General features: G+C 66.6%; 19 protein-coding genes. 7 read left to right on the top strand and 12 right to left on the bottom strand.

The genetic code is table 11. The features are described 5' to 3' along the window. Positions 1–104: 104 nt before the first annotated feature. The 4 genes from JNO53_RS00965 to lexA all read left to right on the top strand — a co-directional run bounded on the left by JNO53_RS00965 (position 105) and on the right by lexA (position 3,352). A complete protein-coding gene (locus JNO53_RS00965) occupies positions 105–704 on the top strand; it encodes an anthranilate synthase component II (RefSeq protein ID WP_203106922.1) in 600 nt (199 codons plus the stop codon). Continuing rightward, positions 701–1,693 carry an anthranilate phosphoribosyltransferase gene (gene trpD / locus JNO53_RS00960; RefSeq protein ID WP_203106921.1) on the top strand — a complete coding sequence of 331 codons (993 nt, stop codon included), beginning with the start codon at positions 701–703 and terminating at the stop codon, positions 1,691–1,693. The genes JNO53_RS00965 and trpD overlap by 4 nt, the downstream gene beginning before the upstream one ends. Positions 1,694–1,735: 42 nt before the next feature. Next, the gene (trpC, locus tag JNO53_RS00955; protein ID WP_203106920.1) at positions 1,736–2,521 is read left to right on the top strand and encodes an indole-3-glycerol phosphate synthase TrpC; all 786 of its coding nucleotides are present in this window, start codon (positions 1,736–1,738) and stop codon (positions 2,519–2,521) included. Positions 2,522–2,668: 147 nt separating this feature from the next. Then, positions 2,669–3,352: a transcriptional repressor LexA gene (lexA, locus tag JNO53_RS00950; protein WP_203106919.1), complete on the top strand. Its 684-nt coding sequence runs from the start codon at positions 2,669–2,671 to the stop codon at positions 3,350–3,352. Between the two features lie 38 nt (positions 3,353–3,390). Here the strand turns inward: lexA and JNO53_RS00945 are convergent, their stop codons facing one another. Continuing rightward, entirely contained in the window at positions 3,391–5,577 is a 2,187-nt protein-coding gene (locus tag JNO53_RS00945) for a ComEC/Rec2 family competence protein (protein ID WP_443111152.1), read from the bottom strand. Positions 5,578–5,597: 20 nt separating this feature from the next. On the opposite strand from JNO53_RS00945, the gene gltX reads away from it, so the two are divergent. Beyond that, entirely contained in the window at positions 5,598–7,010 is a 1,413-nt protein-coding gene (gene gltX / locus JNO53_RS00940) for a glutamate--tRNA ligase (RefSeq protein ID WP_203106917.1), read from the top strand. Between the two features lie 21 nt (positions 7,011–7,031). Next, positions 7,032–8,318, top strand: a complete 1,287-nt coding sequence (locus JNO53_RS00935) for a citrate synthase (RefSeq protein ID WP_203106916.1) — start codon at positions 7,032–7,034, stop codon at positions 8,316–8,318. Between the two features lie 46 nt (positions 8,319–8,364). Here the strand turns inward: JNO53_RS00935 and JNO53_RS00930 are convergent, their stop codons facing one another. The 4 genes from JNO53_RS00930 to JNO53_RS00915 all read right to left on the bottom strand — a co-directional run bounded on the left by JNO53_RS00930 (position 8,365) and on the right by JNO53_RS00915 (position 12,328). Further along, complete coding sequence (locus tag JNO53_RS00930) at positions 8,365–9,753, bottom strand: sensor histidine kinase (RefSeq protein ID WP_203106915.1); 1,389 nt, start codon at positions 9,751–9,753, stop codon at positions 8,365–8,367. A 4-nt stretch (positions 9,754–9,757) separates the two neighbouring features. Further along, entirely contained in the window at positions 9,758–10,720 is a 963-nt protein-coding gene (locus tag JNO53_RS00925) for a hypothetical protein (protein WP_203106914.1), read from the bottom strand. A gap of 23 nt (positions 10,721–10,743) precedes the next feature. Next, complete coding sequence (locus JNO53_RS00920; protein ID WP_203106913.1) at positions 10,744–11,946, bottom strand: hypothetical protein; 1,203 nt, start codon at positions 11,944–11,946, stop codon at positions 10,744–10,746. A gap of 73 nt (positions 11,947–12,019) precedes the next feature. Continuing rightward, a complete protein-coding gene (locus JNO53_RS00915) occupies positions 12,020–12,328 on the bottom strand; it encodes an Hpt domain-containing protein (RefSeq protein WP_203106912.1) in 309 nt (102 codons plus the stop codon). A gap of 71 nt (positions 12,329–12,399) precedes the next feature. Between JNO53_RS00915 and JNO53_RS00910 the strand changes: the two genes are divergently transcribed. Next, the gene (locus JNO53_RS00910; protein ID WP_203106911.1) at positions 12,400–15,024 is read left to right on the top strand and encodes an ATPase; all 2,625 of its coding nucleotides are present in this window, start codon (positions 12,400–12,402) and stop codon (positions 15,022–15,024) included. Here the strand turns inward: JNO53_RS00910 and JNO53_RS00905 are convergent. The 7 genes from JNO53_RS00905 to nuoL are packed head-to-tail and all read right to left on the bottom strand — an operon-like array spanning position 15,013 to position 23,513. Continuing rightward, positions 15,013–15,282, bottom strand: coding sequence for a DUF1467 family protein (locus JNO53_RS00905; protein ID WP_203106910.1), 270 nt, complete (start codon positions 15,280–15,282; stop codon positions 15,013–15,015). The genes JNO53_RS00910 and JNO53_RS00905 overlap by 12 nt on opposite strands. A gap of 4 nt (positions 15,283–15,286) precedes the next feature. Next, positions 15,287–16,930, bottom strand: coding sequence for a ribonuclease J (locus JNO53_RS00900; protein ID WP_338015265.1), 1,644 nt, complete (start codon positions 16,928–16,930; stop codon positions 15,287–15,289). Further along, positions 16,927–17,718, bottom strand: coding sequence for a type III pantothenate kinase (locus JNO53_RS00895; RefSeq protein WP_203106909.1), 792 nt, complete (start codon positions 17,716–17,718; stop codon positions 16,927–16,929). The genes JNO53_RS00900 and JNO53_RS00895 overlap by 4 nt, the downstream gene beginning before the upstream one ends. An 11-nt stretch (positions 17,719–17,729) precedes the next feature. Then, entirely contained in the window at positions 17,730–18,440 is a 711-nt protein-coding gene (locus JNO53_RS00890; RefSeq protein WP_203106908.1) for a biotin--[acetyl-CoA-carboxylase] ligase, read from the bottom strand. Further along, positions 18,437–19,897, bottom strand: a complete 1,461-nt coding sequence (gene nuoN, locus JNO53_RS00885; RefSeq protein ID WP_203106907.1) for an NADH-quinone oxidoreductase subunit NuoN — start codon at positions 19,895–19,897, stop codon at positions 18,437–18,439. Before nuoN ends, JNO53_RS00890 begins: the two co-directional genes overlap by 4 nt. Next, a complete protein-coding gene (locus JNO53_RS00880; RefSeq protein ID WP_203106906.1) occupies positions 19,897–21,456 on the bottom strand; it encodes an NADH-quinone oxidoreductase subunit M in 1,560 nt (519 codons plus the stop codon). Before JNO53_RS00880 ends, nuoN begins: the two co-directional genes overlap by 1 nt. Further along, positions 21,456–23,513 carry an NADH-quinone oxidoreductase subunit L gene (gene nuoL / locus JNO53_RS00875; protein ID WP_203106905.1) on the bottom strand — a complete coding sequence of 686 codons (2,058 nt, stop codon included), beginning with the start codon at positions 23,511–23,513 and terminating at the stop codon, positions 21,456–21,458. Before nuoL ends, JNO53_RS00880 begins: the two co-directional genes overlap by 1 nt. Between the last annotated feature and the right edge of the window lie 4 nt (positions 23,514–23,517).

Raw genomic sequence — 23,517 nt, 5'->3', positions numbered from 1 at the left:
GTTGATGCGGGCCTATGGCTCTCCCCTGAAGGGCGGAGAGCAATCGACCCCCCAATAGCTTTCCTTGCTTGATCGCTCGCGACCGAACCACGAAGACCTCCGACATGATCCTCGTCATCGACAACTACGACAGCTTCACCTTCAACCTCGTCCATTACCTGATGGAGTTGGGCGCCGAAGTCAGCGTCGAGCGCAACGACGCGCTGACCGCGGCGGAGGCGGTCGCGAGCGGGCCCGCGGGCGTGCTGATCTCTCCCGGGCCATGCACTCCCAACGAAGCCGGGATCAGCCTTGATTTGGTCGCCGCCTGTGCGGATGCCCACCTCCCACTGCTCGGCGTGTGCCTTGGCCATCAGGCGATCGGGCAGCATTTCGGCGGGCGCGTCGTGCGCGGCGGGCTGATGCATGGCAAGACTTCGCCGGTCGAGCACGACGGCACCGGCGTCTTCGCCGGCCTGCCCTCCCCCTTTACCGCCACGCGCTATCACTCGCTGATCGTCGAAGAGGTTCCCGAGGTGCTGGCGATCAACGCGACCAGCGAGACGCCCGGCCTCGATGGCACCAGCGTGATGGGGTTCCGACACGCCGAACTGCCGATCCACGGTGTACAGTTTCACCCCGAGAGCATCGCGACCGAGCACGGCCACGCGCTGCTCGCCAACTTCCTCGCGATTTGCGGGATCGAAACCAAGGTGCCCGCATGAAGACGCTCCCCCAGTCGGAACCCCATCTCTCCGAAGCCGAAGCCGAGAAAGTCTTCGGCTGGATCCTCGACGGCGAGACGAGCGAGGAAGAGATCGCCCGCTTCCTGATCGAGATCACCGAGCGCAGCGAGACCGCGGACGAAATCGCCGGTGCGGCCCGCGCGCTTCGGGCGCGAATGATCCCGGTCGCGGCGCCGGACAACGCCGTCGACTGTTGTGGCACCGGGGGTGACGGCCATCACACCCTCAACGTCTCGACCGCCGTCAGCCTCGTCGTTGCGGCCGCGGGCGTGCCGGTCGCCAAGCACGGCAATCGCGCTGCGAGCAGCAAGTCCGGCGCGGCGGACACGCTGGAAGCGCTTGGGCTAGACATGGAGGCGGCCGGAAGAACTGCCGAGAAGACATTGACGGAACTCGGGATTTGCTTCCTCTTCGCTAAGAACCACCATCCCGCCATGGGACGCATTCAGCCGCTCCGCCAGCGGCTCGGCCGGCGCACGATCTTCAACCTCATGGGCCCGCTGTCGAACCCCGCAGGCGTGCGGCGCCAGTTGATCGGGATCGCCCGCCCCGGCTACGTGCCCATCTACGCAGCGGCCAAGGCCAAACTGGGCACCGAACGGACCTTCATCGCCTCGGGCGACGAGGGGCTCGACGAATTGAGCCTCGCCGCCGGCAACGAGGTGGCGGAAGTCGTCGGCAACGATTTCGAGATGCGTCGGGTCGATGCGTCGATGGCAGGCCTGCCGCACGCCCCCGTCGAAGCGATCCGCGGCGGGGATTCGCTGCACAACGCCAGGGCGCTCAGGGCGCTGCTGATGGGTGCGCCGGGCCCCTATCGCGACGCTGTGCTGTTCAATGCATCGGCCATGCTGATCCTCGCGGATGCGGCTGCGGGGTGGGAGGAAGGCGCCGCGCTCGCCGCCGAGTCGCTGGACAGCGGCAAGGCAGGCGCGCTGCTCGACCGCTGGATCGAGATGGCGCGGTAGATCGCACGACGGAACGCAGACCTGTCACACGGGAACCGGACGATGAACAAGCTCGACGAAATCTGCGCCACCAAGCGTGAGGAAGTCGCTGCCCGCAAAGGACTCGCCACGATCGGGGATCTTGACCGTGCCGCGCAGGATGCCGGGCCACCGCGCGGCTTCGCCGACGCGCTTGCGGCAAAGGCGCGAAACGGTTTCGGGCTGATCGCGGAAATCAAGAAAGCTTCACCCTCGAAAGGATTGATCCGCGCCGACTTTCGTCCAGCGGAACACGCGCTGGCCTACCAATCGGGTGGCGCAGCCTGCCTCTCCGTCCTCACCGATGCGCCGTATTTTCAGGGACACGAGGATTTCCTGATGGACGCGCGCGCAGCCTGCGACCTGCCGGTGCTGCGCAAGGACTTCATGGTGGACCCGTGGCAAGTCGCCGAGGCGCGCGCGATCGGGGCGGATGCGATTCTCATCATCGTGGCCGCGCTCGACGACGGCGCGATGGCCGAGATCGAAGCAGCGGCGATCGAGCGCGGCATGGACGTTCTGGTCGAAGTGCACGACGAGGCGGAGATGGAGCGCGCCGGCAGGCTGCGCTCGAGGCTCATCGGAATAAACAACCGTGACCTCAAGACCTTCCGCACCGATCTTGCCGTGACCGAACGTCTCGCACCGCTCGCTCCCGAAGGTGCACTCTTGGTTGGCGAGAGTGGGATCGAGCATCATGCCGATTGCGAGCGCCTGGCCGCCGCGGGTGTGCGTTGCTTCCTCGTCGGCGAGAGCCTCATGCGGCAGCTCGATCTCACCGAGGCGACGCGGCGGCTTCTCCTTGGCTGAGGGCCTCGGAGACGAAAGCGGAACGGATGTTCTCCGTTATCGACTCCAAAATGGCGGAATTGCTTGACTTCACCAAATTGGTTGCCTAGTTGTTCCGCATTCGTTCGCACCCGAACGAGCGTGTCAGGCGACCGAGGAGACTTCGCCATGCTGACGGCAAAGCAGCACGAGTTGATCCGCTTCATCCAGCAGCGACTGGAGGAAACCGGCATTTCCCCATCATTTGAAGAGATGAAGGAAGCGCTCGATCTCAAGAGCAAGTCGGGTGTTCATCGGCTGATCTCTGCGCTCGAAGAACGCGGCTTCATTCGCCGCCTGCCCAACCGCGCCCGCGCACTCGAAGTGCTCAAGCAGCCCGAAGATGCGACACCCGCCGCGCGCGGCGCGAGAGGCGACAATGTGGTGGATCTGCACCGGGCCGCACCAGCGCAGCCGAGGCCGGCGAACGACGTCATCGAAATTCCGCTCCACGGCCGCATCGCCGCGGGCGTTCCGATCGAAGCGATCGAGGGACAAAGCAGCTTGCCGGTTCCCGCCGCGCTGCTCGGCCCGGGCGAGCACTATGCGCTCGAGGTTTCGGGCGATTCGATGATCGAAGCAGGCATTTTCGACGGCGACTTCGCGCTCGTACGCCGTACCGACATGGCGCGCGATGGCGAGATCGTGGTGGCGCTCGTGCGCAACGAGGAAGCGACGCTCAAGTACCTGCGCCGGGAGAACGGGATGATCCGTCTGGACCCCGCCAATGGCACTTACGAGGCGCAGATCTACCGGCCAGACGAGGTGCAGGTGCAGGGCAAGCTCTCGGGGCTGCTGCGCCGCTATCACTGATCGCCGAGCGGATACAGCAGCGCTGCGCGATCGTTGATCTAGCGCCGCGTGCCGCGCCACCAGCCATGTTCACCCTGCCCCTCGGCGACCGCCTCCATACGCGGTTCGTCGAGGTGGAGCGCGAGCCCGCCCGTGCGGCTGAGCAGGCGTCGATCGGCCTTTAGCCAGCGCGGACGGCAACTGCGCGGCAGAAAGCGGTCGGCAACGACGATGTCGACACGATCGCAGGCTGCGGCGAGCGCGCGTTCCTCCACCATGTCGCGGCCACGCGCCATCAGCAGCGTCCAGCGCCTCTCGCCGCGGTCGACCGCGAGCGTGCAGAAGTCGCGGCTGCAGCGCGCACCGGCCCAGCGGCTGAGCGGAACCGGTTCGCCTTCCAGCCCCGCGAGTTCCAGGAGATTGTCGCGCGCGAACTCACTGCGGGTATCCCGCAACATCAGCAGCCGGTCGCCCTCCCCCGCTATTCCGACATGCCGTCCATCGCCAGAGATGAGCACATCCGGTGCAGGCGTTCCGATGAGCAGGATCGTTCCGAAAGCCGCCGGCACGAGGCCGAGCAACCGCGTCCGCCCTCGCCACAGCGCCAGCCACAGCCCCCCGATGACGAACAGCGCGATCGTCACCAGGCCCATCTGGGGTGCGAGCTTCACCGCGCCAGGCTGGGCGGCAGTGAAGTGGGCGATGGCAAGCAGCAGCTCGAGCGATTTGCCCGCAAGCCACCAGACGGGCGCACCCGCTCCGACGAGATCGAGCAGCAGGGCAAGCGCGATCAGCGGCATCGATACGAAAGTGACGAGCGGAATAGCGATCACGTTTGCCAGCGCACCGTACAGACCGGCACGATGGAAATGGAACAGCACGATAGGCATCAGCGCGATCTCGATCACAATGCCCATGATGAGCAGCATCGCGGCACGCCGCGCAAAGCGGACGATCGAGTTCTCCTCGCGCGGAGCAAGGAAAGCCTGCACCGGCGCACTGCCGTGCAGTGCGACGATCGCGAGCACCGCCGCGAAGCTCATCTGGAAGCTCGGCCCGACAAGCGATTCGGGCCACAGCAGCAGGACGGCGATGGCGGCCACGGCTACCATTCGCATCGACAGCGGCTCGCGTCCGAGCGCCAAGGCGATCAGTACGAGCACGGCACCGATGCAGCTTCGCACCGTCGGTACCTCCGCACCGGTCAGTAGCGTGTATCCCACGCCGGCGCCGGCCGCGATCGCGGCGGCAAGGACCGGCAGCCGCACGCGCAGGGCAAGCCAGGGCCAGAGCGCGAGCAGCTTGATCGCCAGGAAGTAAGCCGCCGCGATCACGGCGCTGACGTGAAGGCCGCTGATCGACAGCAGGTGCGTCAATCCTGAGTCCCGCATCGCCTCCTCGTCGGCGCGGGTTATGGCTCCCCGGTCCCCGCTCGCGAAGGCCGCCGCAATCGTCCCCGGCGAGCCCGACAAACGCTCGCGCACGTGCGCCGCGAGCGCACGCTGAACCGCTGCCAGGCTGCTCGCACCGCGGCCGGGCTGCACGATCTCGATCTCCCCGACCAGCGAGCCTGTCGCAGACAGTCCCTGGAACCATGCGGTCCGCGCAAAGTCGTAGCCGCCCGGCAACATGGGTGGAGATGGCGGCATCAGCCGGGTTCGCAGGCGCACGACCGCGCCTTCGGCCAATCCCGCTTGGTCCGCCGAGAGCGGCACGTTAATCCGCACCTTTCGCGCCCGCGCCGCCTCCGCATCGCGGTACGCCAGAACCAGACGCAGGCGGTCTTCCGCCGGCTGGTCGATCCGTTCGAGAACCCGCGCTTCGATCCGTTCGACCCGCGGATAGTGGATCGGCTCCGCCCCCACGGCCGCGGAGCGCAGCCACACGATAGCCATTCCCGCGGCGACCACGATCGCCAGCGAAACCACGGCCAGGCGCAGGTTCGCCCGATCGTCGCGATCCCCCCACAACGCCTGCGCGGCGATCGCGGCGAGCATCGCAAGGGCGATAACGGCGACCCATTGCCAAGGCATCGGCAGGAGGAACCAGGCCCCGATCCCGGCGGCGAAGGCGACGGCGAGCCAGGGTCCGCGATCGAATCCCGCCACCGCGAGAAACGCCTCGATCCGATCCACCGCACTAGACAAACGCGCCGCGCTGCGCCAATTGCGCTGCGCTGCAGCATTGGCCTCTTCGGGCCCGCCCCCCAACGGCACCTCGGGCACCCCCGTCGCCATGGGAGACATAGGAAAGGATCACGTCAGATATGGCAAGCGATAGCGGACAGGTTGTGACGCGCTTCGCTCCATCTCCGACCGGATTCCTGCATATCGGCGGCGCCCGCACGGCGCTGTTCAACTGGCTCTACGCGCGCCATCACGGCGGCAGGGCGCTGCTGAGGATCGAGGATACCGACCGCAAGCGCTCGACCCCGGAAGCGATCGACGCGATTCTCGACGGACTCGCCTGGCTCGGCCTCGAATGGGACGACGATGTCGTGTTCCAGTCGGAACGCGGCGCGCGGCATGTCGAAGTCGCCGAGCAACTCCTCGCAGCGGGGCACGCCTACAAGTGCTATGCGACGACCGAGGAACTCGAGGAAATGCGCGCCGCCCAGCGCGCCGCCAAACAGCCGCTGCGCTACGACGGCCGCTGGCGTGACCGCGATCCGGCCGACGCCCCGCTCGGCGCACCCTATGTCGTGCGGCTGAAGACGCCGAACGAGGGCGAAACCGTCATCGAGGACCGGGTTCAGGGCCGGGTGACCGTGCGCAACGAGGAACTCGACGACTATATCCTCCTGCGCGCCGACGGCACTCCGACCTACATGCTGGCGGTGGTGGTCGACGATCACGACATGGGCGTCACCCATGTCATCCGCGGCGACGACCATCTCAACAACGCCTTCCGCCAGCTCCCGATCTATCGCGCGATGGACTGGCCCGAGCCGGTCTACGCCCATATCCCGCTGATCCACGGCAGCGACGGCGCCAAGCTGTCGAAGCGCCACGGCGCCCTCGGTGCGGAAACCTATCGCGACGAGTTCGGCATTCTGCCCGAAGCGCTGTTCAACTACCTGCTCCGCCTCGGCTGGGGCCACGGCGACCGCGAGGAAATCACGCGCGAGGAAGCGATCGCGCTGTTCGACCTCGACGGCGTGGGCAAGAGCCCTTCGCGCTTCGATCTCAAGAAACTGCAGAACCTCAATGGCCACTATATCCGCGAGGCCGACGACGCGCGGCTTGCGAAGCTGGTCGCGCACCGGATCGGAGCGGCGGCCGACGAAGCGCTGCTCGCCCAGGCCATGCCCGTGCTCAAGACCCGTGCGCGCGATCTCGACGAACTGGCGGAGGGCGCGGCGTTTCTGTTCAGGACCCGCCCGTTCACGCTGACGGAAAAGGCCGAAGCGCTGCTCGACAGCGATGCGCGCGCAATTTTAGGTCAGATCGCCGATCGTTTGCGGGCCGAAAAGAACTGGACAATCGAGGCTCTCGAAGCCACTACCAAGGCACTCGCCGAGGAGCTCGGACTGGGCCTCGGCAAGCTCGCGCAGCCCATGCGCGCAGCGCTGACCGGGACAACCACGTCCCCGGGTATTTTCGATGTGCTGGTCCTGCTTGGACGGGAAGAAGCGCTCGCGCGGATCGACGCGCAGGCCGCTCCGGCAAAGCAGGGCTAGGCATCAAAGAGGAGAACGAATTTGGCGGACAAGCAGGCGAAACTCGAACTGGGCGGCCAGACCCATGAATTCCCCGTATTGCAGGGGAGCGTGGGCCCGGACGTCGTCGACATCCGCAAGCTCTACGGCAGCACGGGCGCTTTCACCTTCGACCCCGGTTACAAGTCGACCGCCAGTTGCGAAAGCGCGCTGACCTATATCGACGGCGAGGAAGGCGTTCTGCTCCACCGCGGCTACCCGATCGGGCAGCTCGCCGAACATTCGAGCTTCATGGAAGTCGCCTACCTGCTGCTGAATGGCGAACTGCCGTCGCAGGTCGAACTCGACGACTTCAACTACACGATCACCCGCCACACGATGCTGCACGAGCAGCTTGCGACGTTCTATCGCGGTTTCCGCCGCGACGCCCACCCGATGGCGATCATGTGCGGCGTCGTTGGCGCGCTGTCGGCGTTCTATCACGACAGTACCGACATCTCGGATCCCGAGCATCGCAAGATTTCCAGCCACCGCCTGATCGCGAAGATGCCGACGATCGCGGCGATGGCCTATAAGTTCTCGGTCGGTCAGCCGTTCCTCTATCCGCAGAACGACCTGAGCTACACCGGCAACTTCCTGCGCATGACGTTCGGCGTTCCGGCCGAGGAATACGAGCTGCACCCGGCGGTCGAAAAGGCGATGGACCGGATCTTCATCCTCCACGCCGATCACGAGCAGAACGCCTCGACCTCGACCGTCCGGCTCGCCGGTTCCTCGGGCGCCAATCCTTTTGCCTGCATCGCAGCGGGCATCGCCTGCCTTTGGGGCCCGGCGCACGGCGGCGCGAACGAGGCAGCGCTCAACATGCTGCACGAGATCGGCACGCCCGACCGCATTCCGCACTACATCGAGCGCGCCAAGGACAAGAACGACCCGTTCCGCCTGATGGGCTTCGGTCACCGCGTCTATAAGAACTACGATCCGCGCGCGACGGTGATGCAAAAGACGGTGCGCGAGGTGTTCGAGGCGCTCAAGGTCACCGATCCGGTCTTCGAGACCGCGCTCCGGCTCGAGGAAATCGCGCTTAGCGATGATTACTTCAAGGAAAAGAAGCTGTTCCCGAACGTGGACTTCTACTCGGGCATCATCCTCTCGGCGATCGGCTTCCCGACCACCATGTTCACCGCCCTCTTCGCGCTGGCCCGCACGGTCGGGTGGGTCGCGCAGTGGAACGAGATGATTTCCGATCCCGGCCAGGTCATCGGCCGCCCGCGTCAGCTCTACACCGGGCCGACCGAGCGCGACTACGTTCCGCTCGACAAGCGCTGAGCTTCACTCGGGTTGCCGGCATTGCGAAGGCTCGCCGGCGACCCGACTATTCCGGAGGCTTGTGGCCGGGCAGCTCGAGCGTGAAGCTCGCGCCATTACCGGGCTCGCTTTCCACGGTAAGATCGCCGCCCATCGCTCGCGCCAGGCGACGCGAGATGTAGAGCCCGAGCCCCGATCCCCCGTCGCCGCTGCGACCGAGCCGTTCGAACTTCTCGAACACCCGCGCCTGCTGCGCCTTGTCGAGCCCCGGCCCGTCGTCGATCACGCTCACGCGGGCCTTCTCCCCCTCGCCTGAAAGCTCCAGTCGGATCTGCGAGCCTTCGGGCGAATAGCGGATCGCGTTGCCGACGAGGTTGAGCAGGATCTGCAGGACACGGCGGAATTCCGCCACCACAGGCACCGACGCGCCGGCAGGCGGCGCGGTCAGCGCAATCCCCTTCTCCTTCGCGCGGACTGTCAGGATCCCCGCGGCGCGGCGGGCGACGTCGCCGAGATCGATCTCGTCGGGGGCGGTGACGAAACCTTCCGCTTCGACGACTTCAAGATCGGACAGGTCTTCGATCAGTGCCAGAAGATGCTGGCCCGCGGCCGCGATATCGGCCGCGTAGTTGCTGTACTCCTCGGCGAGCGGCCCGGCGAGCCGGGTGCGGATCGTTTCCGCATTGGCGATGATCCGCGCGATCGGCTGACGCAGCACAGGCGCGAGATTTCGCCCGATCAGATGCGTTGCGGGAGGGCCGGCGGGTTCGGCATCGGCTGGCGTTTCCGCGTTGGGAAGGACCGCGTCCGATGCGAGATAGAGTTCGAATCCCGATTGCCCAGGCTCGGGTCCTCCGAGGGGCACCAGGGTCACGGTCCATTCGCGCGGCGATTCCGGCACCCGGACCGCCAGGCCGCCGAGCAGGCGCCAGTGCATCGGCTGCTCGTGCACTGCGTCGGGCAGCTCGACGAAATCGGTCCAGGGTCTCCCCGCGCCCTGTCCGATGCGAAGAGCGAGGGCGGCGAGATCCGGCGCGCGCGCTTCCACCGCCAGCACACCTTGCACGGGGTCGAGTCGCGCCCACAGATCGGCCACGCTGCGCTCTATCTCCAGATGCCGGGCCGCAGCCTGTGCATCGTCGTCTCGCGCGGCGGGGGATACCTGCCAGTCCGCGATGCCGATGGAGCAGCCCGCCTCGCTTCCGGAGTGCGGAAAGATTTCCACCCAGGCGTGGATGACGTCCTCACCCCCGACCGCCTCGATCGCGCCGCTAATGCGGGTACCGGCGATACGTGCCTGGCGCACCCTCTCGAGCAACGCCGGCACCGCAAGCATGCCGGGAATCTCGCCCCCGCAACTCCGCTGCAAGGCGGCGATCATCTCGTCGGCTTCGATCAGGTGATCGTCCGCGTTGGTCCGCCCGCGTGCGAGATAGCTGGAGGAGTGCGCGTTCATGGGTTCAACCCAGGACCTGCCGGTCCGACGCCGCAAGGATCGCCGCAGCGCGATCGGCGCGCAGCGTGTCGAATGCGGCGGGCAGAGTGATGCCGGGATGGATGAGAACGAACTGCTCGGCAATCTGCTCGGGCTTGAGCCCGGCAGCGCGGAGCGCGAGCGCCAGTCGGCCGACCTGGCTTTCGTTGGTCGCCACGGCCACCAGATCGCGGTTCTGGCCAGTCGCCAGCGCGAGCGCCGCGAGGAACAAGGCGGCCCCGGCATGGCCGATGGAAAGCGCCGCCTTCATCCCGTCTCCGACTGCCCCGGCTGCCCGTTCGAGCAAGGCGAGGCGCGTAGCTTGCGGGTCGTAAGCGTCACGCAGGCGCTTGCCCGCCTGCTCGATCGCGTTTTCGTCAGTGCCGCCGGCCTGCGCACGCCATGTGGAAAGGGCGTGCTCGAACAGCGGCGGCGGCAGTTCCGCCAGCGGCAGCTCCACCCTGCGCTGCTGCTGGACGAAACGCGCCTGCGCGGCGAGAAGCGCCATGGCTAGCTGCGCGGTGTCCGTGTCGGACGACGCGATCAGCGATTGAAGGAGCGGCGACAGCACCGGATCGATCGCGTTGCGCCGCTCCAACTGCATGGCCAGGCGATGTTCGAGCGCGAGTGCGTGGCAATGGCCGAGGAATTGCAGGTTCTGCGCAAGGCTCTCGGCCAGCGCATCTCCATGCTCGGCGGCAAAGGCGAACGGGTCTTCGAGACCGCCGGCATTCGCCTGCGCGACCAGGGTCTGCCGTGCCACGTGAAGCCCCATTCCCCGCACATTCGCAACGATCTCGTCGCTGAACAACGCACTGTCGTGATTGGCGAGCAACATGCCCAGCATCGGCCCGACGGTGCCGAGCACGAGATCGCCGCGCGCGAGCTCGCCCGCGAGAACCGCCTCGATCGGCGAATACGAGGCGCTGTTCGTGCCGGACTCGGTCATCCATCCGCCTTAGCGCGGTATAGTTAAGCGTGCGTTATCCGCTCTCGCCCGTGGACGAGATAGAACGCTGCCAGCACCGCGAGCGCAAGTAACTGAATTCCCGCAAGAGTTTGATCGAGCGCCGCACACACTGCGAGCACCAGCGCGAGAATCCCCCGATCCGAGGCCGGACGCGCCAGCGATTCGACTTGCGAATGTCCGGCAATCCGCAGCGCGAAGAGCAGCGTGAGGCCCGCAAACAGCCAGCTCGCGCGCTCTCCTGCCGGCGCAAGCACCCCGACCAGCGCCAGAATGGTTGCGTCGACCGCCAGGCCCGGCAGGGCACGCGCGATGCGCGCGATCATGCCGCTCCGGCGGCCCTCGCTCAGAAACGCGGCAACCGTTTCGCCCGTGCGCAGCAGGAAGGCCCCGATCGCGGCCGATCCGAAGGCGAGCGCTGGCAACTTCCACCACGCGGCGGCGAGCGCTCCACCGAGCCCCAGGATACCGCCCGCGATCGGAAGCGCCGCCTTGCCGCGCTGGGCCAGGATGCTCGGCGCCAGGACCATTGCGGCCCGATCCGCCAAGGCATGCACCGGGGCAGCGAACGAGGACAGCGTGACCCGCTGGTTCAGCCACGCGGCCTCGAACGCACGCGCCTGCTGCTCGTTGCGCAGCAAGGCCCAGCGTCTGTCGGTCACTAGTGACGGCGGAAGCGGTACGATACGCGTGCCCGTCTGCAGGCCGACGCGCAGCAAGGCGGGCACAGCGTCGACTTCGAACGGCATTTCGACCAGACGCTCGACCGCCGATCCCGGCAGGCGCGCAACGCCGGCCCAGGCGTGGTCGCGGTCGATTCGCTCGAACCCGGCCTCGATGCCCGGCTCAGCCGGCAGGGCGACGATGCCCGAACGTTCGCCCAGCAGTTCCCCCACTACCAGCGGATCAGGCACTACACCTTCGGCGAAGAGAAAAAGTTCGTCCTGCGCCCGCACCAGGCCGGAAAGCGAACGCGCGCTGCTCAGCGCGTGGAAAGTCGCCCCGCCCTGCTCTGCACGGTGAAGCAAGGGCAGAACGCCTTCGTCCAGACCTTCGGCCAGGCATACGATCCGCTCGCATCCCAGGCGCAGCGCAAGATCGAGCTGAAGCGCGGCGACGCTGCGGCCGGCGACGGTGAGCAGACCGCGCACGGCCGCCTCGGCGTCTTCTCCGCCCGGATGGATCGCCGACAGGATCGCAACCCGCAACTGCTCACTCCCGCATGAAAGCGGGGAGGTTTAAGCCGAGCTTGCGCTCGTGCCAAGCGCGCCGGTCGGGCGCTCAGCTGCGCCCGGCGGAGAAATCGCGCATGAACGCCGTGAGCTTGCGCAGGACGGTCGGCTCGCCCGGAGCCGCCGCGATCGCCTCGTCAGCAAGCTCGATGAGGGCCGCGGCGTGAAAGCTCGCCGCCAGTCCCTTCAGCCGCGAGGCGGCGACGTTCCAGTTCCCGTCGCAGCGCGCTCGACCGAGCAGGTCGATCTGCCGCCCCAGGCTGTCTGCGAAAGCCGCACGCAGTTCGGCCATCAGGACGGGATCGTCGCCGGCCGCTGCAGCCAGCGTGGCATCAAGGGCACCGCTTTCGTGGACCATTGCACTCGGTCTATCGCAAGTCTGGTTAAAGCAGGGTTTCAGCCCCCCCTTTTCGTGATAGCCTGACGCTCATGTCTGGAGGATCGAATATCAGGGCCATAGGGCCGGACGACGCGGGGAGCGAACCAGTCACGAGCGAGGTCGAAACGGCCGGGATCGAGACGGATATCGGCGATCATACCGCGTTCGAGGAGGAATGGGACGAAGATCCCGAACCGGACGTGCGGATGCGATGGCTTGCCCCCGTGCTTGCTCTGGGCGCGACGGCTGCGTGGACAGCGGCCTTCGTGTGGATTTTCCGCGAGCCCATGCTTGCGGGTGCGCCCCCGGCGCAATGGCTGACCTGGATGGCGCAATGGGCGGTGCCGGTTCTTCTGGTGGCGGTGTTGTGGCTGCTCGCAACGCGTAACAGCACGCATGAAGCGCGCCGCTTCGGCGATGTCGCCCATTTGCTGTCGCACGAGTCGCGCGCGCTGGAGACCCGACTGGTCACGATCAACCGCGAGCTCAGCCTTGCGCGCGAGTTCCTCGCCTCGCAGTCACGCGAGCTCGACACCCTCGGACGGGTTGCGACCGAGCGGCTTTCGACGCACGCCGACCGCCTTCAGGGGCTCGTCCAGGACAACGGACAGCAGGTGGAAGTGCTCGCAACTGTCAGCACCACCGCGCTGACCAACATGAACAAATTGCGGGACGATCTGCCGGTCATCGCAAACTCCGCGCGCGACGTTTCCAACCAGATCGGCAATGCCGGACGGATCGCGCACGAGCACGTCGCCGAACTGACGAGAGGTTTCGAGCGGCTCAACGAATTCGGGCAGGCGAGCGAGCGGCAGGTCGGAACTCTTGAATCCCGGATCGAGGAAGCCCTGACGGTGTTCGGGGAACAGCTCGATCAACTCGAACTCCTCACCGCCGAGCGTTTCGACGCCCTCCGCACGAAAAGCGAAACGTTCCGCACCGAGCTCGACGGCCGCGAAGTGGAAACGCTGGCGGCGCTGCGCCGCCGTGCCGACTCGCTGGCCGCGGAACTGCGCACGACACACGAGTCGCTGGCGTCGGAAGAAGAGGAAGCCCTCGTTTCCCTTCGTGCACGCCTCGGCGGTCTGCGCGACGAGGCGAAGATCATCGGCAATGCGGTGCGCGAAGGCGAAGAGGCCGCGCTCGGCACCTGGGCCGAACAGATCGAGGCGATGAAGCAGCGCCTCAACGAAGCGATCGAGGTCATCAAGGGGGTCGACGACAACGCCCTCGCCTCGGCCAATCAGAAGCTGGCCGCGCTCAAGGTCGAAGCCGAAGCGGTGGATCGCGGTATCGCGGAACGCGACCAGCGCCTGCAGGAGCGGATCGCGGAGCGTCAGGCGATCCTCGCCGAGGCGGAGCGCGAGTACACCGACGCGCTTGCGTCGCGCCTCGCGGAGATCGACGCGGCCATCGCCGAACGGCGCGAGGCCCATATCGCGCAGACCGACGAACTTGCACGCAAGGGTGAGACAGTGACCGAGCGGCTGGTGCAGTTGCGCGCCGAAGTCGAAGCGATCGCGCATCACGGCGGGGAGACCGAGCAGGTGTTGGCGCAGAGCCTCGAGCGCCTGGAAATCAAGCTCGCCGAAAGCCGCGCGACACTGCACGGAACGGACGAAGCCGTCGCCTCCCTCACCGAGGCGAGCGTGCGATTGCTCGAACTGCTCCAGGCGAGCGCGCAGCACTCGCGCGAGGATCTGCCCCTGGCCATCGGCGAAGCGGAAGGACGGCTCGCGTCGGTCGAGGAGCGCGCGGGCGATCTCAAGCTCGTGCTCGACGAAGCGAACGTCACCAGTGCGCGGCTGTCCGACTACGTGGCCGGCGCCCGCGACACCGGCCGCGAGACGATCGCAGACGTGGAAGTCCTGCACGAACGGTTCGCGCAGGCGAACGAAGCGCACGTGGCGCAAGTCGGCGAACTGCGCGCCGTGATCGCCGGCCTGGAAGAAGACAGCACTGCCGTCGCCGAGAAGGCGCGCGCGGACCTGCGCGACGCCATCGAGGCGCTCGAAACGGCAGCTCGTTCCGCCCGGGCCGCGATCGGCGAGAGCGCGAGCGAGAGCATCCGCGAACTTGCCGAGCGCGTGGGGACCGAGACCTCGCAAGCACTCGACGAAGTCATGCGGGAGAAGGCCGAGCAGTCGATCGGTCAGCTCGAGAAAGCGGCCGCGAAAGCATCGGACGCGAGCCGCCAGGCCGCCATCCAGCTCCGCGACCAGCTCGCCAAGGTGGACGAACTCGCCGCCAACCTCGAAACGCGTGTCGTGCAGGCGCGCGAACGCGCCGAGGAGCAGGTCGACAACGATTTCGCGCGGCGCATGGCGCTGATCACCGAAAGCCTCAATTCGAACGCGATCGACATCGCGAAGGCGCTTTCGACGGAAGTGACCGATACCGCGTGGGCATCCTACCTGCGCGGCGACCGCGGCATCTTCACCCGCCGGGCGGTGCGTCTGCTCGACAGGGCCGAGGCGCGGGACATCGCCGGCCTCTACAGCAACGAGCCGGATTTCCAGGAAAACGTAAACCGTTACGTCGCGGACTTCGAGGGAATGCTGCGGACCATGCTGTCGACACGCGACGGCAATGCGCTCGGCGTGACCTTGCTCAGTTCCGACATGGGCAAGCTCTACGTCGCGCTCGCCCAGGCTATCAAGCGTCTACGCGAATAGGCGGGTGACGTCGAGGTCGTCGACGTCCACCCAGCGATACTCGTAGTTGAGCGCGAAGAGGCCGGTCAGCACTGCAGCAAGGATCGTCGCGCGCAGCGCCACGCGCCCGGGGCGGAAGTTGGCCGGGGCGCTGTCGGCCTGACCCGGGACCTTCTCGAGACCGAGTTCGTCGTGCGTGCGAACGCCGAACGGCAACAGGAAGAATGCGCTCATCACCCAGACGATGAAGTAGATCGCAAGAATCGACGTCCATTGCATCGCGTCAGCCCTCCACCATCACGACCTTGACCTGCGGGTTCTTGCCCGACCAACGGCGCGCGGCCCGGCGAGCGGCAAGCCGCGCAGCTTCAACGACATCGTCGGCGCTGCGCTTCTTGCCGCGCAGCTTGCCGATGGCATCGAGCACGTCCGCTTTCGCCTCCGCGATGAAATCCGCCATGTCTTCCTCGAGCGGGAGCCCGAAGGATTCGACCGTAACCCCGCCCCCGGGGACGAGAATCACGACGAGCGCTCCTTCCGCCGCAATCCGCCGGCGCATGACCACGCCCTCGCCAACGGCCGGCGCGATGATGTCGCCGTCGAGTACTAGACGCCCCGCGCGCACCTCTGTCACTTTCCCCGGCTGTCCGGGGGCAAGGCGTACGAGATCGCCGTTGGACTGCACGACGGCATGCGGAATGCCGCTGGCGATCCCGAGCCTGGCCTGCTCGTGCATATGGCGCATCTCGCCATGCACGGGGACCAGAATTTCGGGACGCAGCCATCCGTAGAGCGCCTCGAGTTCCGGCCGTCCCGGGTGGCCGGAAACGTGGATCGCGCTCTGCCGGTCGGTGACCATCACGATCCCCCGCGCGGCAAGCTGGTTCTGCACCCGGCCGATCGCGATCTCGTTGCCGGGAATCTGACGGCTGGAGAACAGCACGACGTCGCCGGATGCCAGTTCGATCGGATGCGAGCCGTCGGCAATCCGCGCGAGCGCCGCGCGCGGCTCGCCCTGCCCGCCGGTGGCGAGGATCAGGACCTCCCCGCGCGGCAGGCCCATGGCGGTGTCGAAATCGACGATCGCCGGCAGGTCTTCGAGATAGCCGTTGTCCTGCGCGACTTCGATGATCCTGTCGAGCGACCGTCCCGCGATGCACAGGCGCCGTCCAGTCGCCTTGGCGACCTCGCCCAAGGTGTGCAGACGCGCGACGTTGGAGGCGAAGGTGGTGACCAGCACGCGCTTGCCGGTGTGGCGCTTCACCTCTTCCATCAGGCCTTGATAGACGGCGCCTTCCGAACCGCTCGGTGCGGGATTGAAAACGTTGGTCGAATCGCAGACCAGCGCGAGAATGCCCTCGTCACCGAGCCCGGTCAGTTCCTCCTCGGTGGTCGGCTCGCCGACGATCGGATCCTCGTCCAGCTTCCAGTCGCCGGTGTGGAACACCCGCCCATACGGCGTCTCGATCAGCAGCGCGTTGCCCTCGGCGATCGAGTGCGCGAGCGGCACATAAGAGATACCGAAGGGACCCAAAGAAAAGGGATCAGTACTCCCCACCACGTTGAGCTCGACCGCGCGCGCAAGCCCGGCTTCCTCCAGCTTGCGCATCACCAGGTCGGCGGTGAACGGGGTCGCGTAAAGCGGAACGCCGAGGTCGGCAGCAAAATAAGGCACCGCGCCGATGTGGTCTTCATGCGCGTGGGTGAGGACGATGCCGACGAGGTCCTTCGAGCGTTCCTCGATGAAGTCGAGGTCCGCGAACACGAGGTCCACGCCCGGGTATTCGCCGCCGGAGAAGGTCATGCCGAGGTCAACCATCAGCCACTTGCCGTCGCACCCGTAGAGGTTGACGTTCATGCCGATCTCGCCCGATCCGCCGAGCGCGAGGAACAGCAGTTCCTTTTCGGGAGTGAAGTCCTTTTTCACTGCGATGCGCGCTCCGCGAGGATGGCAAGACCTTCGAGCGTGAGGTCGGTGTCGACGGCGTCGAAGATCTGCGTGTGCTGGTCGAATAGGATCGCGAGACCGCCGGTCGCGACCACCTTCGCCGGGCGGCCGATCTCGGCGCGCATCCGGGCGATCAGGCCTTCCATCATCGAAACGTAGCCCCAGAAGGCGCCGATCAGCATCTGATCCTCGGTGTTCGTGCCGATCACGCTGTTCGTGCGCGGCGCTTCGATCGCGATCCTCGGCAGCTTGGCGGTGTTGCCCACCAACGCGTCGAGCGAGAGGTTGATCCCCGGAGCGATGATCCCGCCCTTGTAGGCGCCGTTGAAATCGACCGCGTCGAACGTGGTCGCCGTGCCGAAATCGACCACGATCAGATCGCCCTGATATTTGGCATGCGCGGCGATCGCGTTGAGCGCACGGTCGGCGCCGAGCGAGCGCGGCTCGTCGACGTCGACCGAGAAGCCCCAGGCGGCATCGCCCTCGCCCGCGATGAGCGGCGTCAGGCCGAAGTACTTCTCCGCCAGCACGGTGAGATTGTGGATCGCGCGCGGCACGACCGAGCCGACGATGATCCGCGTGATCGCCGTCCGCTCGAAGCCTTCGATCTTGAGCAGCTGGAGCAGCCAGACCGCATATTCGTCGCCCGTCCGGCGCGGATCGGTGGCGATGCGCCAGCGGGCCTTGATCTCCAGGCCCCCCTCGTCTTTCGTGGCGAACAGTGCGAAGACCACGTTGGTGTTTCCGACATCGGCAGCGAGCAGCATGGCGAGTTCCTTCAGCCGAGCGTCACGTCGCCTGCGTGGATGGCACGGGTCGTCCCGTCTTCCAAGCGCAGGAGAAGCGATGCGTCCGGCGCAAGGCCGGCGAACGCACCGTATGTCGGCACGCCATCGGCATCGTGCACCTTGAGCGGCGTGTCGAGCGGGTGCGCCACGGCCAGCCAGCGGCGGATCAGCGGTTCGACGCCGAACGTGCGCCAGCGCTCGATCTCACGGTCGAAGGCAGCGGCAAGGGCGAGAGCGAAGGCATCGCGGTCGGGCGCCGGTCCGAGATCGGACAGGGCCACCGTCGGCCGGTCGGGCAGGTCGGGCGCCTGGGCAAGATTGATCCCGATGCCGACCACCACCGCGTCGCCTTCGCGCTCGAGCAAGATGCCCGAGAGCTTGGCCCCGCCGAGCAGGAGATCGTTCGGCCACTTGATGACCAGCGCGCGCGGATCGGGGAGCAGCGGCAGGACGGCTTCGTAAGCCGCCAGCGCCGTAGCCAGCGTCAGCGTGTGCGCGGGCGGATCGCCGGGGCCCGGATGAACCACGGTCGAACCCATGAAGTTGCCCGAAGCATCCTGCCACGGGCGCCCTTGGCGGCCCCGCCCTGCGACCTGCCGGTCCGCGACCAGCCAATCGCCTTCCGCAACGCGCTCCCCCGCGCGCAACCGCGCGGCGAGGTCGGCACTGGTCGATCCGGTTTCTGCGACGGTATGGATCAAGCGACGAAGAACAGCGCGGCGGCCGCCTTGTCGGCGAGATAGCCCAGCGGACTCGTCAGCAGGTAACCGAGCGGCGAGACGAACAGCGTCGTCACGCCGAGGATCAGCCAGTGAGCCCAATCGCTCTTGCCCGTCACCACGCCGGCGGGTTCGTCGAAGTACATCACCTTGACGATCTTGATGTAATAGAACGCGCTGATCACGCTCGCCGCGATGCCGATGGCCGCGAGAGCGACGAGATCGGCCTCGACGGCCGCCTGGAAGACGACGAACTTGCCCCAGAACCCGAACAGCGGCGGGATGCCGGCGATGCTGAACATCATCGCTGCGAAGCACAGCGCCAGTAGCGGCTGCGTGCGCGAAAGCCCCGCGATGTCCGCCACGCCTTCGAGCTGCTCGCCCTCGGCGGTGCGCAGCATGAGCACGACGACGAAACTGCCGAGCGACATCGCGACATAGATCGCCAGGTAGACGAGCATCGCCGAGACGCCGCCCGCCGTCGCGGCGGCGAGGCCGATCAGGATGAAGCCGACGTTGTTGATCGACGAGTAAGCCAGCAGGCGCTTGAGGTTGCTCTGCCCGATCGCGCCCAGCGCACCGAGCACGATCGAGGCGAGTGCGGCGAAGATGACGATCTGCCGCCACGCATCGGCCTGCGCGCCGAACGCATCCACCGCCACGCGGGCAGTGAGTGCGATCGCCGCCACCTTGGGCGCGGTCGAGAAGAAGGTCGTCACCGGCGTCGGCGCACCTTCGTAGACGTCGGGCGTCCACATGTGGAACGGCACGGCCGAGATCTTGAACGCAAGGCCCGCGAGCACGAAAATCAGCCCGAACAGCGCGCCCATCGAGAGCTCACCCGTCAGCGCGGCGCGGGCGCCTTCGAACGAGGTCGTGCCGGTGAAGCCGTAGACCAGGCTTACGCCGTAGAGCAGGATGCCGCTCGCGAGCGCGCCGAGCACGAAGTACTTGAGGCCCGCCTCGGCCGAACGGTCGTCCGAGCGCATGAACGATGCGAGAACGTAAGCGGCCAGGCTGTTGAGCTCGAGCCCGACGTACAGGGTGATGAAATCGGTTGCGGAGACCATGATCCCCATGCCGAGCGTGGCAAGCAGCACCAGCACCGGATACTCGGGCCGCATCGCGCCCTGGCGGTCGAAGAACCTCGGCGCGATCATCAGGCAGGCGATCGCCGCGACGTAGATCAGGATCTTGGAGAACGACGCGAAGGCATCGGCGGCGAACTGCCCGCCGAAGGCCAGCGTGTCCGGCCCCATGGCCCCGGCGCAGAGCGCGGGCGCGGCCAGGAACGCCGCACCGCCCAGCGCGACGGCGGCAAGGATGCTCACCAGGCGGCTGGAATTACGGCTCCAGGCGGCGACCAGAAGCAGCGCCAGCGCGGACAGGCTGAGCAGGATCTCGGGCGCGATGAGCGCGAGGGAAGCCTTGAAGTCCATCAGTGCGCTCCCTCCGCTTCGCCGTGGCCGGCATCGTGCGTGCCCCCCACGGCATTGGCGGCCTCGGCACGCGGTGTGCCGGGGGCAAGGTGCGAGTCACCTTCGGGCGCAGCGCGCGAGAGCCGCGCATCGAGAGCAGCAATGTCCTGACGCATCGGGGCGAGGAAGCTTTCCGGGTAGACGCCCATCCACAGGACGGCCGCGGCGATCGGGCCCAGCATGAGCCATTCGCGCAAGGAGAGATCGGGCATGGCGGCGGCGTCCGCGTTCTTCTGCACGCCGAACGCGATGCGCCAGTAGAGGTAGAGCATGTAACCCGCGCCCAGAATGATGCCCGTGGCGCACACCAGGGTCGCCCAGGTGTTCGCCTGATAGATGCCGGCCAGGCTCAGGAACTCGCCGACGAAGCCGCTCGTCCCCGGCAGACCGATGCTCGCCATCGTGAACAGCAGGAAGAACAGTGCATATTTCGGCATGTTGATCGCAAGGCCGCCGTAGCGATCGATCTCGCGCGTGTGCAGCCGGTCGTAGATCACGCCGACGCACAGGAACAGCGCACCGGACACGAGCCCGTGGCTGAGCATGACGATCATCGCGCCTTCCAGCCCCTGCACGTTGAATGCGAAGAGACCGATGGTGACGATCGCCATGTGCGCGACCGAGGAATAGGCGATCAGCTTCTTCATGTCCTGCTGCACCAGCGCGATCAGGCTGGTGATGACCACCGCGGCCATCGACAGGCCCCAGATCAGCCACACGAACTGCGCGCTCGCCTCCGGGAACATCGGCAGGCTGAAGCGGATGAAGCCATAGCCGCCCATCTTCAGCAGCACGCCCGCCAGGATCACCGAGCCTGCCGTCGGCGCCTGAACGTGCGCGTCGGGAAGCCAGGTGTGGACGGGCCACATCGGCATCTTCACCGCGAAGCTGGCGAAGAACGCGAGCCACAGCCAGGTCTGCGCGGCAGGCGGGAAATCGTACTGCATCAGCGTCGGGATGTCGGTCGTGCCGGCCTCGTTCACCATCCACAGCATCGCGATCAGCATCAGCACCGAGCCGAGCAGCGTGTAGAGGAAGAACTTGTAGGCGGCGTAAATCCGGTTCTGGCCGCCCCAGATGCCGATGATCAGGTACATCGGGATCAGACCGGCTTCGAAGAAGATGTAGAACAGGAACAGGTCCTGCGCCGCGAACACGCCGATCATCAGCACTTCCATGAACAGGAAGGCCGCCATGTATTCGCCGACGCGCTTCTCGATCGACTGGCTGGCGAGAATGCAGATCGGCATCAGGAACACGCTGAGCACGATCAGCAGCAGCGCGATCCCGTCGATGCCGAGCGCGTAGTTGAACCCGGCGAAGATCGGCGCGCGTTCGGTGAACTGCCACTGCGCGCCGCCGATATCGAAGTTGAGCCACAGCACCACGCCGAGCGCGAGATCGATCAGCGTCGCCGCCAGGGCGATCGTGCGCGCCGCCTTCGCTTCCACGAACAGGCACGCCACGCCCGCCAGCAGCGGCACCAGCAGCATCACGGAAAGGATCGGGAAGCCCCCCATTACATCAGCACCCACGTAACCGCGGCCACCAGCCCGAGCAGCATGACCAGCGCATAGCTATAGAGATATCCGGACTGCACCTTCTTCGCCGCGATCGTGCCCTTGGCGACCACCCAGGCGGCTCCATCGGGGCCGAACCGGTCGATCAGGCCGACGTCGCCGCGCTTCCAGAACTGGCGCCCGAACCAGAACGCCGGCCTCACGAAGATCAGGTCGTAGAGTTCGTCGAAGTACCACTTCCGGTAGACGAAGTTGTGCAGCAGGCTGAACTGCTCGACGAACTTGCCCGGGATCGAGGTGTCGCGGATGTAGGCGAGCCAGGCACCGAAGAGACCGAGCAGCATGACGATCGTCGCGGTCAGCTTCACCCACAGCGGCACAGCGTGCATCTGGTGGATCAGCGCCTCGTTGTAGAAGATCGAGTCGCCCCAGAACGCCGGATCGTCGAGGAAGGCGTGGCTGAAGACCCAGCCCGCGAAGACCGCGCCGAGCGTCAGCAGGCCCAGCGGCACCAGCATCGTCAGCGGGCTCTCGTGCGGGTGATAGCCTGCCGTACCATCGCCATGCGCGGGCGAGGGAACGTGGTGCGTCGCTTCGTCGCCGGCATCTTCCTGAGCGGGAGGATTGTGCTCCTCCGGCTCGTCGTGGCCGTGATGGACCGCGTGCTGGATGTGCTCGCTGCCCGCCCAGCGCGGCTTGCCCCAGAAGGTCAGGAACATCAGGCGCCACGAGTAGAAGCTGGTCAGCAGCGCGGCGATCGCGCCCATCCAGAAAGCGAACGTGCCGAGGCTCGTCCCGCGCGCGAAGGCGACTTCGAGGATCGCATCCTTCGAGTGGAAGCCCGCGAAGCCCGCGTGCAGCCAGTAGATACCGACACCGGTGATCGCGAGCGTGCCCGCCATCATCGCCCAGAAGGTGAACGGGATGTGCTTACGCAGCGCGCCGTAATAGCGCATGTCCTGCTCGTGGTGCATCGCATGGATGACCGAGCCCGCACCTAGGAACAGCAGCGCCTTGAAGAAGGCGTGCGTGAACAGGTGGAACATCGCCGCGCCATAGGCGCCGACGCCCGCGGCGAAGAACATGTAGCCGAGCTGCGAGCAGGTCGAATAGGCGATGACCCGCTTGATGTCCCACTGCGTCGTGCCGATCGTCGCGGCAAAGAAGCAGGTCGCGGCGCCGACGAACGTCACCATGCCGAGCGCGACCGGTGCGGTCTCGAACATCGGCGAGAGGCGGCAGACCATGAACACGCCTGCGGTGACCATCGTCGCTGCGTGGATCAGCGCCGAAACCGGCGTCGGGCCTTCCATCGCGTCCGGCAGCCAGGTGTGCAGGCCGAGCTGCGCCGACTTGCCCATCGCGCCGATGAACAGAAGGATGCAGAGCACGTCCATCGTCTGCAGGCGCATGCCGAGGAAGCCGATCGAGCTGCCGCTCATGCCCGGCGCCGCGGCGAGGATCTCGGGGATCGAGGTCGTCTGGAACACCAGGAACGTGCCGAAGATGCCGAGCATGAAGCCGAGGTCGCCCACGCGGTTGACCACGAAGGCCTTGATCGCGGCCTTGTTGGCGCTCGGCTTCTTGAACCAGAAGCCGATCAGCAAGTAACTCGCCAGGCCGACGCCTTCCCAACCGAAGAACATCTGCACCAGGTTGTCCGCGGTCACCAGCATCAGCATGGCGAAGGTGAACAGCGAAAGGTAGGCGAAGAACCGCGGCTGGTCCGGGTCCTCGTCCATGTAGCCCCAGCTATAAAGGTGGACGAGAGCGGAGACACTGGTGATCACCACAAGCATGACGGCGGTCAGCGTATCGACCCGCAGCGCCCAGTCGAAGCTCAGCGCGCCCGACTGCACCCACTGCAGTACCGGTACGACATGCGCCTCGGCGCTGCCGTTCAGGAATCCGAGGAAGATCGGCCAGGAAAGCGCGCACGAGACGAACAGCGCGCCGGTCGTGAGCGATTTTGCGACGGTGTTGCCGAGCGCACGGTTGCCAAGCCCGGCGACGATCGCCGCAAGCAGCGGCAGGAAGACGATAAGCAGGATCTGCACCGGA

The organism is Altererythrobacter sp. C41 (assembly GCF_016803135.1).
GTDB lineage: Bacteria > Pseudomonadota > Alphaproteobacteria > Sphingomonadales > Sphingomonadaceae > Pelagerythrobacter.
The sequence above is the reverse complement of the archived record's forward strand: the minus strand, read 5'-3'. Positions and strand labels throughout refer to the sequence as shown.

What these genes read in the sequence shown, in the direction of transcription:
- JNO53_RS00965 (WP_203106922.1), top strand. Translation starts at nt 105, where the DNA reads ATGATCCTCGTCATCGACAACTACGACAGCTTCACCTTCAACCTCGTC.
- trpD (WP_203106921.1), top strand. Translation starts at nt 701, where the DNA reads ATGAAGACGCTCCCCCAGTCGGAACCCCATCTCTCCGAAGCCGAAGCC.
- trpC (WP_203106920.1), top strand. Translation starts at nt 1,736, where the DNA reads ATGAACAAGCTCGACGAAATCTGCGCCACCAAGCGTGAGGAAGTCGCT.
- lexA (WP_203106919.1), top strand. Translation starts at nt 2,669, where the DNA reads ATGCTGACGGCAAAGCAGCACGAGTTGATCCGCTTCATCCAGCAGCGA.
- JNO53_RS00945 (WP_443111152.1), bottom strand. Translation starts at nt 5,577, where the DNA reads ATGTCTCCCATGGCGACGGGGGTGCCCGAGGTGCCGTTGGGGGGCGGG.
- gltX (WP_203106917.1), top strand. Translation starts at nt 5,598, where the DNA reads ATGGCAAGCGATAGCGGACAGGTTGTGACGCGCTTCGCTCCATCTCCG.
- JNO53_RS00930 (WP_203106915.1), bottom strand. Translation starts at nt 9,753, where the DNA reads ATGAACGCGCACTCCTCCAGCTATCTCGCACGCGGGCGGACCAACGCG.
- JNO53_RS00925 (WP_203106914.1), bottom strand. Translation starts at nt 10,720, where the DNA reads ATGACCGAGTCCGGCACGAACAGCGCCTCGTATTCGCCGATCGAGGCG.
- JNO53_RS00915 (WP_203106912.1), bottom strand. Translation starts at nt 12,328, where the DNA reads ATGGTCCACGAAAGCGGTGCCCTTGATGCCACGCTGGCTGCAGCGGCC.
- JNO53_RS00910 (WP_203106911.1), top strand. Translation starts at nt 12,400, where the DNA reads ATGTCTGGAGGATCGAATATCAGGGCCATAGGGCCGGACGACGCGGGG.
- JNO53_RS00905 (WP_203106910.1), bottom strand. Translation starts at nt 15,282, where the DNA reads ATGCAATGGACGTCGATTCTTGCGATCTACTTCATCGTCTGGGTGATG.
- JNO53_RS00895 (WP_203106909.1), bottom strand. Translation starts at nt 17,718, where the DNA reads ATGCTGCTCGCTGCCGATGTCGGAAACACCAACGTGGTCTTCGCACTG.
- nuoN (WP_203106907.1), bottom strand. Translation starts at nt 19,897, where the DNA reads ATGGACTTCAAGGCTTCCCTCGCGCTCATCGCGCCCGAGATCCTGCTC.
- JNO53_RS00880 (WP_203106906.1), bottom strand. Translation starts at nt 21,456, where the DNA reads ATGGGGGGCTTCCCGATCCTTTCCGTGATGCTGCTGGTGCCGCTGCTG.